Below are 12,853 nucleotides of genomic sequence, written 5' to 3'. Positions count from 1 at the left end.
CGGAGCAGCCAGCATAAAGCGCAGCGCGGCGCTGCAAGCAAGACTCGTGCGCGGCACAGTAGTCGCAGCGACGCGGTAAGCCGCTGGTGCGAGGACCTCTCCCCGGCACGCCCCGCAAACCCAGCCACGGAGCCCGCCGCAGGCGCAAGCCCGCCGCAGGCGCACCCCGCCCGAAGGGCGCAAGCCCCGCCGCAGGCGCACCCCCGAAGGGCGCAAGCCCCGCCGCAGGCGAAAGCCCGCAGAGCAAGGCCCGAAGGGCAAAAAGGGCAAACCCTAAGAACGAACCGCCGCCGCAACAGCCGACCGAGACTGAACCTTCAACCGCAGAAACACATCCGCGACGTGCTTCTCGACCGTCTTCTCGCTGATCGTGAGCGTCGCCGCGATCTCGGCGTTGGTGCGTCCGGTGGCGACCAGCCGAGCCACCTCGTGCTGCCGCGGCGTGAGCGCGTCGAGCGCCGTCGACGGACGGGACGTCCCGGGCGGCAGGTAGCGGCCGATGCCGACCCGGCTGGGTGCGCCGAGGGCGTCCAGGACGGCGGCAATGTGGCCCTCGACGGTGCGTTCGGAGACGAAGAGCCGGTCGCCGATCTCCCGGTTGCGCAGGCCCTGCGCGGCGAGCAGCGCGACCAGCCGCTGCCGGTCGGTCAGCCCTTCCCAGCCGAGTCCGGGGACGTTGCGGAGCCGTCCGCCGCGCAGCGCCAGCTCGCGCGCGGCCCAGGTTCGCAGGGTCCGGGCACCGGTGCTGGCAGCGAGCGCGGCCACCGACTCGAGCTCGGCGATCTCGGCCGGGTCCACGCCCCGCGAGGCTCCGGCCTGGAGCAGCTGCGCGCGCAGGACCTCCAGGTAGCCGCCGGCCTGGGCGGCCCGCTCGCGGGAGAGCGCGGACTCGCGGGCGCCGGTCTCCGGGTCGTCGCGGGCGATCGCGATCCGCGCCCGGCACCGGGCCACCGCGGCGCCGGCCATGTCGTGACCGTCGAGCGGGTAGGCCTCGGCGAGGTCGAGCCAGTCGCCGGCGGCGAGGAGGTCCGCGCGTGCCAGGGCGGACTCGACCAGGATCTCGTACGCGTAGATCCGGTCCACGACCTGGAATCGGGGCAGGAACCGGCCACCGCCGCCGTGCAGCACCAGCCGGTCGAGGCCGGCTGCCCGTCCGGCGGCCTGCTCCGCGAACGCGGCCAGTACGAAGGACGCCGACTCCAGGTAGGTGCGCGGCGCGGGCAGCTCGTCCTCGAGGGTGGCGGCGTAGGCGGCGCTCAGGGTCGGGTCGCCCGCGTGCGCGGCGACGAAGGCCTGCACCCCGCGCGCGATCCGGTCCACCGCCGGCCACTGGTCCGAGCGCCGATCCTCCAGGACCAGGTCGATCTCCTCACGGGCCTCGGTGAACCGGCCCTGGAACGCCAGTGACCGGGCCAGCGCCACCTGGTTCCAGGCCCAGAAGGTGCCGCCGCCGATGGCCGTCAACCCGGGGACGAACGACCGTGCGAGCTCCTCGGCCAGGGTGATCTGCCCGGAGGACATCGCCGCCTCCACCGTCACGAAGGCGTGCACCCCGCGCCGGTCCTCCTCGGCGGGGTCGCCCTGCCCCGGAGCCGGGACCTCGGCCAGGCAGACCGCCGCGACGAACCCGGCCGTCGCGTCCCCGAGGGCTCCGGTGGCGTCGGGGAGCGTCGCCAGCGCCCCGTCGAAGTGGCAGTTCAGGATCTGGATGAAGGCCAGGACCGCCGAGGCACCCGGGCTCGGCCCGCTGGTGGCGATGTGCAGCTCGACCTCGGCGAGGGCTGCCACCGGATCGTGGGACAACGCGTCGACCACGTAGTCCGCGAGCCCCGCCATGGGAGGAATCTAGTCCTGGCGGGAGAATGCCGCCATGACTTCTCCGGACCTCGCGGGCACGGCCCGGGTGATCGTCATCGCCGGACCGTCGGGCTCGGGAAAGTCCCGGCTGACCCGCCGGCTCGGTCTCCCGGCGCTGAACCTCGACGACTTCTACAAGGACGGGGACGATCCGACGCTGCCGGTGGTCGCGGTGGCCGGCGGCGACCCGATCACCGACTGGGACTCACCGGAGTCCTGGAACGCCGCGGACGCGGTCGCCGCGATCGCCGAGCTGTGCCGAACCGGGTCCGCCCGGGTGCCGGCGTACGACATCGCGACGAGTCGCCGTACGGGGTCGCACCTGCTCGACCTCGGCGGCTCCGCGCTGCTGGTCGCCGAGGGGATCTTCGCGCAGGAGATCGTTGCCGAGTGCCGCCGCCTCGGGATCCTCGCGGACGCGCTCTGCATCACCCAGCACCCCGCCAAGACGTTCGTTCGGCGGCTCGGCCGCGACCTGCGCGAGCACCGCAAACCGCCGCTGGTCCTCCTCCGCCGCGGCCTGCACCTGGCGCTGGCCCAGCGGAAGGTGGTCGAGCACGCCGTGGCGCTGGGCTGCCGCGTGGTCGACCCGGAGACCGCCTACCGGGAGCTCCGCGGCGCCGGCCGCTCTTGACCCGCTCGTGAGGGAATGAGAGAGTTTCACTATTCTCTCTCATGGAGGCGCGATGACGATCACCGCACCGGCGACGCCCGACGTCCTCGACGCCGCCCTGGAGGCCTTCCTCGACTTCGGCGTCCGGCGGACCAGCATGGGCGAGATCGCGCGCCGGGCGGGGATCAGCCCGGCCACGCTCTACCGCCGCTACGCCCAGAAGTCCGACGTCGTGATGGGCGTCGGCCTCCGCGAGGCCCAGCGCATCCTGGCCCACCTCGAGGACGTGATCGACACCAGCGCTCCCCCGCTCGAGCAGCTCACCGCGCTGCACGTCGAGGTCGCCCACCAGCTGCGCTCCAACGAGCTGCTCCGGCGGGTGCTCGCCACCGAGCCGGAGACGGTGCTGCCCAAGCTCACCGTCGACGCCGACCCGATCCTCGAGATCGGCCGCGGCTACCTGGCCGGATTCCTGACCCGGCTCCAGCAGGAGGGCCACCTGCCGCCGTACGACGTCGCCCCGGTGGCCGACTGGCTGGCCCGGCTGGCGCAGTCCGACGTGCTGACGCCCGCCCGGGAGCCGCTCACCCCGGAGCAGACCGCGGTGTTCGTCCGCGACCACCTGGCCCCGTTCATCCGACTCACCGTCGACCCGAGGAGCTGACATGACCAGCACGCTGCCGACCCGGACGGCCGGTCCGGACCGACCCGAGCCGTCGCGCCCGCGACGGTGCGCCGAGCCGGGCGGCATCCTGTGGGAGAGCACCGGCCTGGTGACGTTCTCGCTGACCACCGGCAGCGCCTTCCTGCTGCAGACGATGGAGCCCTCGATCGGCGCCGTCGTGGACCAGCACTCGACCTTCCGGACCGACCCGATCGGCCGCGGGCTGCGCAGCCTCGCCTCGGTGATGATGTGGGTGTACGGCGACGAGGAGTCGATCGTCGAGGTCGAGCGCCTCCGCGAGATGCACGCCACCCTGAACGCGGTCGACGAGAACGGCGTCCGGCACATGGCGCTCTCCTCCGGCCCCTGGGCCTGGGTGCTGCTGACAGGCGTGCACGCCTACACCGAGGGCGCGCGGTACTTCGGTGACGGGACCGACCTCGACGTCGACGGCATGTACGAGGAGATGAAGCAGCTGATGCGCGGCTTCAAGGTGGCCGAGAAGGAGATCCCGCCGACGTACGCCGACTTCGTGCCGTTCTTCGAGCAGAAGATCGCCGATCAGCTGGAGAACAACCAGGTCTCCCAGGACTTCCTCACCGGCATCCGGAACCCCGGGCCGCCGCTGGGCACCCCCGCCCTGCTCAAGCCGGTCTGGCGGCTGCTGACCGGGCCGCTCGGCTACGTCCAGTACCTCGCCACCGTCGGCACCGTGCCGCCGGTCGCCCGCGAGAAGCTCGGCGTCACCTGGACCGCCGGCCAGGAGCGCCGGCTGCGCCTGCTCGGCAAGGTCGTCTCCCGCGTCGTCCCGCTGCTGCCCGAGCGGCTCCGCTACTTCCCGATCGCCTACGAGGCGCGCCGCCTCGAGCGCGACCACACCCGGAACACCGCCCGCCTCCGGAAGGTGATCGACCTGCGCCCGATGTAGCGGGCGCGCTACCCCCTGAGCTTCGCGTAACCGGGCTTGATCACCTGGTTGATGATCTCCAGCCGCTCCTCGAACGGCAGGAACGCCGACTTCATCGCATTCACGGTGACCCACTGCAGGTCGTCGAGGTCCCAGCCGAAGGCGTCGACCAGTGCGGTCATCTCCCGGCTCATCGAGGTCCCGCTCATCAGCCGGTTGTCGGTGTTGACGGTGATCCGGAAGCGCAGCTGCTTCAGGAGCCCGATCGGGTGCTCGGCGATCGAGTCCGCCGCACCGGTCTGGATGTTGGAGTGCGGGCAGAGCTCCAGCGGGATCCGCTTGTCCCGCACGTACGACGCCAGCCGGCCCAGCTTGGGCAGACCGTCGGCTCCGACGGTGATGTCGTCGATGATCCGGACGCCGTGCCCGAGCCGGTCCGCGCCGCACCACTGGATCGCCTCCCAGATCGAGGGCAACCCGAACGCCTCGCCGGCATGGATGGTGAAGTGCGCGTTCTCCCGCTGCAGGTACTCGAACGCGTCCAGGTGCCGAGTCGGCGGGTAGCCGGCCTCGGCACCGGCGATGTCGAAGCCCACCACGCCGCGGTCCCGGTAGGTCACCGCGAGCTCGGCGATCTCCCGGGAGTTCGCCTGGTGCCGCATCGCGGTCAGCAGCTGCCGTACGACGATGCCGGTGGCGGCCTGGCCCTCGTCGAAGCCGGCCTGGACGGCCTCCACGACCTGCTCCAGGGTGAGCCCGCCGTCCAGGTGCTGCTCCGGTGCGTAGCGGACCTCCGCGTAGACGACGCCGTCGGCGGCCAGGTCCTCGACGCACTCGCGGGCCACCCGACGGAGGTTCTCGGCGGACTGCATCACCGCGACGGTGTGCTGGAACGTCTCCAGGTAGCGCTCCAGCGAGCCGGAGTCCGCCGACTCGGTGAACCAGCGGCCGAGGCCGTCGGCGTCGGGTGCCGGCAGCTGGTGGCCGATCTCCGCCGCCAGCTCGACGATCGTCGCCGGCCGGAGACCGCCGTCCAGGTGGTCGTGGAGCAGGACCTTGGGAAGGCGGACGATCAGGTCACCGGTAAGTTCTGCCATGCCTCATCCAAGCACTCCCCATTCGAAAGAGTCACCCATGCGAGTCTTCACGACACTTGACGAGGTCCAGGCAGCCGCCGGGCACGAGATCGGCACCAGCGACTGGCTGGAGATCAGCCAGCAGCAGGTCAACGACTTCGCGGACGCGACCGGCGACCACCAGTGGATCCACGTCGACGTCGAGCGCGCCAAGGACGGGCCGTTCGGCCAGACCATTGCGCACGGGTACCTGACCCTGTCGCTGCTGCCGATGTTCAGCGCCCAGGTCTTCAGCCTGGAGACGCCCGGCGCGAAGCTCAACTACGGGATCAACAAGGTGCGCTTCCCGAACCCGGTCCCGGTCGGGGCCCGCGTCCGGGCACGGGTCTCCTTCGGCGAGGTCACCGACCTCCCGGCCGGCAAGCAGCTGATCCAGAAGTACGTGATCGAGGTCGAGGGCCAGGAGAAGCCTGCCTGCGTCGCGGAGACCGTGGTCCTGCTGCTCTCCTGACCCTCCCCCGATCCTTCCGGGCGCCGCTCAGCTGCTGCTGGACATCCCCAGGTCGAGGTCGCAGTCGGCCTTGGCGTTCTCGTCGATCGCCTTGGTCGCCGCGTTGAAGTCGTCGGTGCCGACCGCCTGGATCTTCTCCACCAGCGCCTGGAACTCGGCGGCGGTGGTGCCCTCGGGGAGCTTCCCGGCGGCCGCGGCACCGACCAGGTCGGCGATGCTGAGGCCGGCGTCGCTGAGCGCGTCGGTCAGGACCTTGATCTTCCCGTTGACGACGTCCCAGTCGTCGGAGACGTCCGACGGCGCCTTGTCGGCGATGGTCTTGGCGTCCTTGATGAACTTCTCGAACGCCTTCGCGTCCGGGACGGTGCTGCTGAGGCCGCCGCTGATCGCGTCCTTCGAGGCCTTCAACAGGTCGCAGTAGCCCTTGCCACTGCTGGCGTTGCCGTCCTTGTCGTCGCCGCCGCAGCCGCTGAGCAGGCTCGCGCCGAGCAGCAGGCCGGCCGCGATGATCGCCATCTTGCGCATGAGAGATCTCCAGTCTTGGGGTTGTCGGGTCAGGGTAGCGGCGATGCCGCCGCAGCGGGCCTCAGTCCAGGCGCGCGTGGATCAGCGGGGAGGGGACGAACGCCGCCGCACCGGTCTCGATGTCGAACCCGCCGGCCAGCGACTCCAGCGCCCGGTCGAACCGCTCCGGCTCGTCGGTGTGCAGCGTCAGCAGCGGCTCTCCCTGGACGACGGCGTCGCCCGGGCGGGCGTGCCACTCGACGCCGGCACCGGCCTGGACGCTGTCGCCCAGCGCGGCCCGCCCGGCGCCGAGACGCCAGGCCGCCAGGCCGACCGCCATCGCGTCGAGGCGGGTGAGGGTGCCGGAGGCCGGCGCGACCACGACCTGGGTTTCCCGGGCGGTCGGCAGAGCCGCGGCCGGATCGCCGCCCTGGGCCGCGATCATCGCGTTCCAGGCGTCCATCGCGGCACCGGACGCGAGCACCGCCGCCGGATCGACGTCGTCGCGACCGGCACCGGCGAGCATCTCGGCCGCCAGCGCCAGGGTCAGCTCGACCACGTCCGCCGGACCGCCCCCGGCCAGCACCTCGACCGACTCGCGGACCTCCAGGGCGTTGCCGGCAGTGAGCCCGAGCGGCGTGGACATGTCGGTCAGCAGCGCGACGGTGCGCACGCCCGCGTCCTTGCCGAGGCCGACCATCGTCCGGGCCAGCTCGGTGGCGCGGCCCAGGTCCTTCATGAAGGCGCCGGAGCCGACCTTCACGTCGAGGACCAGCGAGCCGGTGCCCTCGGCGATCTTCTTGCTCATGATCGAGGAAGCGATCAGCGGGATCGCCTCGACGGTGCCGGTGACGTCGCGCAGGGCGTAGAGCTTCTTGTCCGCCGGAGCGAGCCCGGCCCCGGCGGCGCAGATCACCGCGCCCACGGACTCCAGCTGCGCCATCATCTCCTCGTTGGAGAGGGCAGCCCGCCAGCCCGGGATCGCCTCGAGCTTGTCCAGGGTGCCTCCGGTGTGGCCGAGTCCGCGACCGGAGAGCTGCGGTACGGCGACCCCGCAGGCGGCGACCAGCGGCGCCAGCGGCAGCGTGATCTTGTCGCCGACGCCCCCGGTCGAGTGCTTGTCCGAGGTCGGCCTCGACAACGACGAGAAGTCCATCCGCTCCCCGGACGCGATCATCGCCGCGGTCCACCGGGAGATCTCCCGGGAACCCATCCCGTTGAGCAGGATCGCCATCGCGAGCGCCGACATCTGCTCGTCGCGGACGACGCCGTTCGTGTAGGCGTCGAGCACCCAGTCGATCTGGCTGTCGGTGAGCTCGTGGCCGTCCCGCTTGGCGGTGATCACCTCGACGGCGTCGTGCTGGGTCATGAGCTTCCTCCGGTCACCGGGACTGAGTGGTAGCCGCGCAGGACGAAGGTGCCGCGCGAGGTCGGCTCACCCGCGAGCCGGAGCCCCGGGTAGACGGCGAACAGGTGGGCCAGGGACTCGCTGAGCTCCATCCGGGCCAGCGGCGCTCCCAGGCAGAAGTGCACCCCGACGCCGAAGGCGACGTGCGGGTTGTGCTCGCGGTCGGCCCGGAAGGCGTCGGGGTCCTCGAACACGTCCGGGTCCCGGTTCGCCGCCCCGAGCAGCACGGCCACCTTCTGACCGGGCTCGACGGTGACCGACCGGCCCTCGGGCCCGACCTCGACCGGCTCGATCGCGGTCCGCTCGAAGAGCTGCAGGGCGGAGTCGAAACGGAGCATCTCCTCGACCGTGCGGGCCGTGTCGGCGGCCGGCACCAGGCCCCGCCGGAGCATCGCGACCAGCCCGTTGCCGAAGACGTTCACCGACGCCTCGTGCCCGGCGTTGAGCAGCAGCACCACCGCGGCAACGACCTCGTCGTCGGAGAGCTCGGTGGCGACCAGGTCGGTGATCAGGTCGTCGGCCGGATGCGCCCGGCGAGCCGCGGCCAGGTCGCGGACCAGGCCCGCGAAGTCCGTGGAGGCGGCGACCGCGGCGTCGACCACCGCGGCCGAGGGGGACGGCTCGTACATCCGGACGATTGCCTGCGACCACTCCCGCAGCTCGTTCACGTGCCCGCTCGGCACCCCGAGGAGCTCGGCGATGACCAGCACCGGGAGCGGCTCGGCGTAATCCGCGATCACGTCGAACTCGCCGCCCCGGGCACCCGCGTCGGCCAGCAGCCCGGCGGCCAGCTCGACCACCCGCGGCCGCAGCCGCTCGATGTGACCGCGCCCGAACGCAGAGGCCACCGGACGCCGCAACCGGGTGTGGGTCGGCGGCTCGTTCTCCATCATCTGGTTGCGGTGCAGCAGGTTGAACGGCTCCAGGTAGGACGCCGGCTCCTTGTCGGTCCACAGCCGGCCGAGCCGCCGGTCCCGCTGGACCGCGCTGACGGCCGCGTGGCTGAACACCAGGTACAGGCCCATCCCCTCGTGCCAGGCGACCGGGTGCTCAGCACGCTCGGCGGCGAAGTACGGGTACGGGTCGGCGATGACCGCGGGGTCGTTCAGGTCAAGCGAGGTCGTCGGCACCGAAGGCATCGGGCAGCACCTCATCCATCCGTCGTACGCCGGAGCTGGTCAGCACCTCGAGCTCGGCGCCACCGTGCTCCCAGAGCAGCTGCCGGCAGCGTCCGCAGGGCATCAGTACGTCGCCGCTGCCGTTGACGCAGACGAAGTGCGTCAGCCGACCGCCGCCGCTCAGCACGAGCTGGGAGATCAGCCCGCACTCGGCGCAGAGCGCCACCCCGTACGCCGCGTTCTCGACGTTGCACCCGGTCACGAAGCGGCCGTCGGCGACCCGGGCCGCCGCACCCACCGGGAACTTCGAGTACGGCGCGTAGGCACTGCCCATCGCCTTCTTGGCGGCCTGCACCAGGACGTCCCAGTCGAAGTTCACCCGGACGACCCCTTCCGGTAGATCCGGCCGTCGGCCGCGGGCATGCGGAGCCGTTGCGCCGCGAAGGCCAGCACCAGCATCGTGGTCACGTACGGCGCCATCTTGGTGAAGTCCGCCGGCACGATGTCCGTGGTCAGGTACCAGGTCAGGAACACCGCGCCGAGCACCACCGAGATGATCGCGTTGCGGCGGGAGCCCTTGAGCCACTGGATCACCGCGACGGCGACGAGCAGCCCGGCGACCACCAGCAGCAGCGCGTGCACCGAGTGGGTGCCGTCCCGGAACGGCAGTGCCTGGGTGTAGCCGAAGAGCCCCGAACCCATGAACATCCCGGTCGGGCGCCAGTTGCCGAAGATCATCGCGGCCAGGCCGATGTAGCCGCGGCCCTGGGTCTGACCGACCTGGAACCCCGAGGTCGACACCAGCGCCAGGTAGGCGCCGCCGAGACCGGCCAGGCCGCCGGAGATCATCACCGCGGTGAACTTGTAGCGGTAGACGTTGATGCCGACCGACTCGGCCGCCTCGGGAGCCTCGCCGCAGGAGCGGAGCCGCAGGCCGAACCGGGTCCGCCAGAGCAGGAAGAAGCTGCCCACGATCAGCGCCAGCCCGAGCAGGGTGAGCACCGAGAGGTTCTTGGTGAACATCTCCACCACGCTGGCCAGGTCGCTGACCAGGAACCAGTGCTTGTCCTCGAGGTTGCTCGCCGGCTCGGAGAGGAACGACAGGTTGATCTTCCCCGGGTCGGCCAGCGACGGCGACTGGGTCGGTCCGCCGCCGGGCAGGTCGGTGAACCAGGCCTCGGCGAGGAAGCCCGCGATCCCGGCCGCGATGATGTTGATCGCGACGCCGGAGACGATGTGGTCGACTCCGAAGATCACCGTGGCCAGCGCGTGCAGGGCGCCGCCGATCATCCCGAAGGCGATCGCGCCGAGGACACCGGCGAGGACGCCGTGGTGGTAGGTCACGTAGCCGGCGCCCAGGGTGCCCATGATCATCATGCCCTCGAGGCCGATGTTCACCACGCCGGCCCGTTCGGCCCAGAGGCCGCCGAGGCCGGCCAGCGCGATCGGCATCGTCGCGGTCAGCGTCACCGCCAGCGTGCCCGACGAGGTGATCTCGTCGGCACCGCTGATCACCCGGACGGCCGAGAGCAGCACGAAACCGCCGGCGATGAAGGCCAGCACCTGTAGCGGGAGAGCACCGCGATCATGCCGCTGCTCCCTTCTCCGCCGCGAGCGCATCGGCGACCGCCGCCTGCTCTATCCGGGTCCGTGCGCGCCGGACCACCTCGTAGGCGATCACCACCGCGATCACGATCACGCCCTGGGTGACCGCGACGATGTCCGGCGAGATCCCGGCCATGATGTTGAGCAGGTTCCCCTGCTCGGTGAGGAACGCGAAGATCAGGGCGCCGAAGGCGATCCCGACCGGGTTGTTGCGGCCGAGCAGCGCCACCGCGATGCCGGCGAAGCCGAGCCCGGCCTGGAACGAGGCACCGTAGTTGTGCGAGTTGCCGAAGAGGACCGGCAGCCCGACCAGACCGGCGACCGCTCCGGAGAGCAGCATCGAGATCACGATCATCCGCTTGGTGTTCACCCCGCTGGCGATGGCGGCCGACTCCGAGGAGCCGGTCGCGCGCAGGTCGAACCCGAACCGGGTCCGGTTGAGCACCAGCCAGAACAGCACGCCGACCACGACCGCGAGCAGCGACAGCCCGTAGAGCTTGGTGACGCTGTCGGAGAAGATCGTGATCCCGCCGACCCAGCTCTCCTCGGGGATCGGCTTGGTCTGGGTGGAGTTGCCGGTGCTCTGGCCCCACTTGGCCAGGAAGTATCCGACCAGCGGCCCGGCGATGGCGTTCAGCATGATCGTCGAGATCACCTCGCTGACCCCGCGGGTGGTGCGCAGGATGCCGGCGATGCCGGCCCAGATCGCTCCGGCGATCATCGCGACCAGGACCGCCGCGATCACGTTCAGCTTGCCGGGCAGCCACGCCTGGCCGGCGAAGACCGCGGCCGCGAACATGGCGACCTTGTACTGGCCCTCGACGCCGATGTTGAACAGGTTCATCCGGAACCCGATCGCTGCCGCCACCCCGGAGAGGTAGAGCACCGAGGCCGAGTTGAGGATGTTCACCAGGTTCCGGTTCTTCGGCCAGCTGAGCATCGTGTCCCAGAAGCCGCCGACGTCGTCGCCGGTGAGGAGCAGCAGCAGCGTGGTGAAGAGGCCCGCCACGATCAGCGCGAGCACCGGGGCCGCGAGGCCCAGCAGGACCCGTCGTAGGACGTTCATCGGTCGTCCCCCGCTCCGGTCATGGCCGAGCCGAGCTCCTGCGGCGTCACCGACTGCGGGTCGAACCTGCCGACGAGTCGGCCGCGGAGCAGGACCCGGATCGAGTCCGAGAGCCCGATCAGCTCGTCCAGGTCGGCGGAGATCAGCAGCACGGCCAGGCCGTCCTTGCGGGCCGCCTTGATGTGCGACCAGATCTGGGCCTGGGCGCCGACGTCGACGCCGCGGGTCGGGTGCGAGGCGACCAGGATCTTCGGGTCGCCGCTCATCTCACGGCCGACGATGAACTTCTGCTGGTTGCCGCCCGACAGCGCGCGGGCGTTGGTGCCGACGCCCGGGGTGCGGACGTCGTACTCGGCGATGATCCGTTCGGCGTCGGCGCGGGCGCCGCGCAGGTTGAGCCAGGGGCCGACCACCGAGGGCGGCCGGGACTGGTGGCCGAGGATCCGGTTCTCCCAGAGCGGCGAGTCGAGCAGCAGTCCGTGCCGGTGCCGGTCCTCGGGGATGTAGCCGATGCCGGACTCGCGGCGCTGCCGCGTCGTCCAGTGCGTGATGTCGGTGCCGGACATGGTCACGGTGCCGCGGGAGAGGTGCCGCATCCCGATGATCGCCTCGACGAGCTCGGTCTGGCCGTTGCCCTCGACGCCGGCGATGCCGACGATCTCGCCGGCGTGGATGTCGAAGGAGATCTCGGCGAGCTCCTGGCGGCCGTCCTCGTCGGTGACCTCGAGGTCGCGCACCGCGAGCAGCACCGTCTCGGTGACCGTCGACTCCTCGGTGCTCGGGGACGGCAGCTCGCTGCCCACCATCAGCTCGGCGAGACCGCGGGAGGTGGTCTCGGACGGCAGCACCGAGGCCACCGTGGTGCCGCGCCGGATCACGGTGATGTGGTCGGCGATCGCGAGCACCTCGTCGAGCTTGTGGGAGATGAAGATCAGGGTGTGGCCCTGGTCGCGCAGCCGGCGCAGGTTCTCGAAGAGCGCGTCCACCTCGTGCGGGACGAGGACGGCCGTCGGCTCGTCGAGGATGATGATCCGGGCGCCGCGGAAGAGCACCTTGAGGATCTCGACCCGCTGCCGCTCGCCGACGCCGAGCGACTCGACCAGCTCGTCGGGATCGAGACCGAAGCCGTAGACCTCGGAGATCCGGGTGATCTCGGCGCGGGCGTCGTCGCCGATGCCGTGCAGGCTCTCGGCCCCCAGGACGACGTTCTCCAGGACGGTGAGGTTGTCGGCCAGCATGAAGTGCTGGAAGACCATCCCCAGGCCGTGCGCGATCGCGTCCGACGGCGTCGCGAACGACACCTCGGCACCGTTGACCTTGATGGTGCCGTCGTCCGGCTTCTGGACGCCGTACAGGATCTTCATCAGCGTCGACTTGCCGGCGCCGTTCTCACCGACCAGGGCGTGGATCGTGCCGGCCTGGATGGTGATGTCGATGTCGTGGTTGGCGATCACGCCCGGGAACCGCTTGCCGATCCCGGTGAGCTCGATCGCGGTCTCCCCCGCAGCCACAGCTGATGTCACA

General features: G+C 71.2%; 13 protein-coding genes. 4 read left to right on the top strand and 9 right to left on the bottom strand.

What is annotated here, in order from left to right; genetic code table 11:
- Window positions 1-273: 273 nt before the first annotated feature.
- Window positions 274-1,836 carry a helix-turn-helix transcriptional regulator gene (locus EFK50_RS14805; protein ID WP_123228276.1) on the bottom strand — a complete coding sequence of 521 codons (1,563 nt, stop codon included), beginning with the start codon at window positions 1,834-1,836 and terminating at the stop codon, window positions 274-276.
- A 34-nt stretch (window positions 1,837-1,870) separates the two neighbouring features.
- On the opposite strand from EFK50_RS14805, the gene EFK50_RS14800 reads away from it, so the two are divergent.
- The 3 genes from EFK50_RS14800 to EFK50_RS14790 are packed head-to-tail and all read left to right on the top strand — an operon-like array spanning window position 1,871 to window position 4,062.
- The gene (locus tag EFK50_RS14800) at window positions 1,871-2,491 is read left to right on the top strand and encodes a uridine kinase family protein (protein ID WP_123228275.1); all 621 of its coding nucleotides are present in this window, start codon (window positions 1,871-1,873) and stop codon (window positions 2,489-2,491) included.
- Between the two features lie 52 nt (window positions 2,492-2,543).
- On the top strand, window positions 2,544-3,134 hold the full coding sequence (locus tag EFK50_RS14795; RefSeq protein WP_123228274.1) for a TetR/AcrR family transcriptional regulator: 591 nt from the start codon (window positions 2,544-2,546) through the stop codon (window positions 3,132-3,134).
- Window position 3,135: 1 nt separating this feature from the next.
- Complete coding sequence (locus EFK50_RS14790) at window positions 3,136-4,062, top strand: oxygenase MpaB family protein (protein ID WP_123228273.1); 927 nt, start codon at window positions 3,136-3,138, stop codon at window positions 4,060-4,062.
- Window positions 4,063-4,070: 8 nt separating this feature from the next.
- On the opposite strand, the gene EFK50_RS14785 is transcribed toward EFK50_RS14790, so the two are convergent.
- The gene (locus tag EFK50_RS14785; RefSeq protein ID WP_123228272.1) at window positions 4,071-5,138 is read right to left on the bottom strand and encodes an adenosine deaminase; all 1,068 of its coding nucleotides are present in this window, start codon (window positions 5,136-5,138) and stop codon (window positions 4,071-4,073) included.
- 37 nt (window positions 5,139-5,175) lie between these two features.
- Here EFK50_RS14785 and EFK50_RS14780 point away from each other — a divergent pair, with 37 nt between their 5' ends.
- Window positions 5,176-5,628: a MaoC family dehydratase gene (locus EFK50_RS14780; protein ID WP_123228271.1), complete on the top strand. Its 453-nt coding sequence runs from the start codon at window positions 5,176-5,178 to the stop codon at window positions 5,626-5,628.
- 27 nt (window positions 5,629-5,655) lie between these two features.
- Here the strand turns inward: EFK50_RS14780 and EFK50_RS14775 are convergent, their stop codons facing one another.
- From EFK50_RS14775 to EFK50_RS14745, 7 genes are all read right to left on the bottom strand, one after another.
- Complete coding sequence (locus EFK50_RS14775) at window positions 5,656-6,153, bottom strand: hypothetical protein (RefSeq protein WP_123228270.1); 498 nt, start codon at window positions 6,151-6,153, stop codon at window positions 5,656-5,658.
- Window positions 6,154-6,214: 61 nt separating this feature from the next.
- A complete protein-coding gene (locus EFK50_RS14770; RefSeq protein ID WP_123228269.1) occupies window positions 6,215-7,501 on the bottom strand; it encodes a thymidine phosphorylase in 1,287 nt (428 codons plus the stop codon).
- Window positions 7,498-8,679: a cytochrome P450 gene (locus tag EFK50_RS14765; protein WP_123228268.1), complete on the bottom strand. Its 1,182-nt coding sequence runs from the start codon at window positions 8,677-8,679 to the stop codon at window positions 7,498-7,500. Before EFK50_RS14765 ends, EFK50_RS14770 begins: the two co-directional genes overlap by 4 nt.
- Window positions 8,651-9,037, bottom strand: a complete 387-nt coding sequence (locus EFK50_RS14760) for a cytidine deaminase (RefSeq protein WP_221177405.1) — start codon at window positions 9,035-9,037, stop codon at window positions 8,651-8,653. The genes EFK50_RS14765 and EFK50_RS14760 overlap by 29 nt, the downstream gene beginning before the upstream one ends.
- Window positions 9,034-10,221: an ABC transporter permease gene (locus EFK50_RS22520; RefSeq protein ID WP_221177404.1), complete on the bottom strand. Its 1,188-nt coding sequence runs from the start codon at window positions 10,219-10,221 to the stop codon at window positions 9,034-9,036. The genes EFK50_RS14760 and EFK50_RS22520 overlap by 4 nt, the downstream gene beginning before the upstream one ends.
- Before the next feature lie 22 nt (window positions 10,222-10,243).
- The gene (locus tag EFK50_RS14750; RefSeq protein ID WP_123228265.1) at window positions 10,244-11,329 is read right to left on the bottom strand and encodes an ABC transporter permease; all 1,086 of its coding nucleotides are present in this window, start codon (window positions 11,327-11,329) and stop codon (window positions 10,244-10,246) included.
- Complete coding sequence (locus tag EFK50_RS14745) at window positions 11,326-12,852, bottom strand: ABC transporter ATP-binding protein (protein ID WP_246004164.1); 1,527 nt, start codon at window positions 12,850-12,852, stop codon at window positions 11,326-11,328. The genes EFK50_RS14750 and EFK50_RS14745 overlap by 4 nt, the downstream gene beginning before the upstream one ends.
- Window position 12,853: the final 1 nt, after the last annotated feature.

This window comes from Nocardioides marmoriginsengisoli, from assembly GCF_003725695.1.
In the GTDB taxonomy this organism is placed as follows: domain Bacteria; phylum Actinomycetota; class Actinomycetes; order Propionibacteriales; family Nocardioidaceae; genus Marmoricola; species Marmoricola marmoriginsengisoli.
The sequence above is the reverse complement of the archived record's forward strand: the minus strand, read 5'-3'. Positions and strand labels throughout refer to the sequence as shown.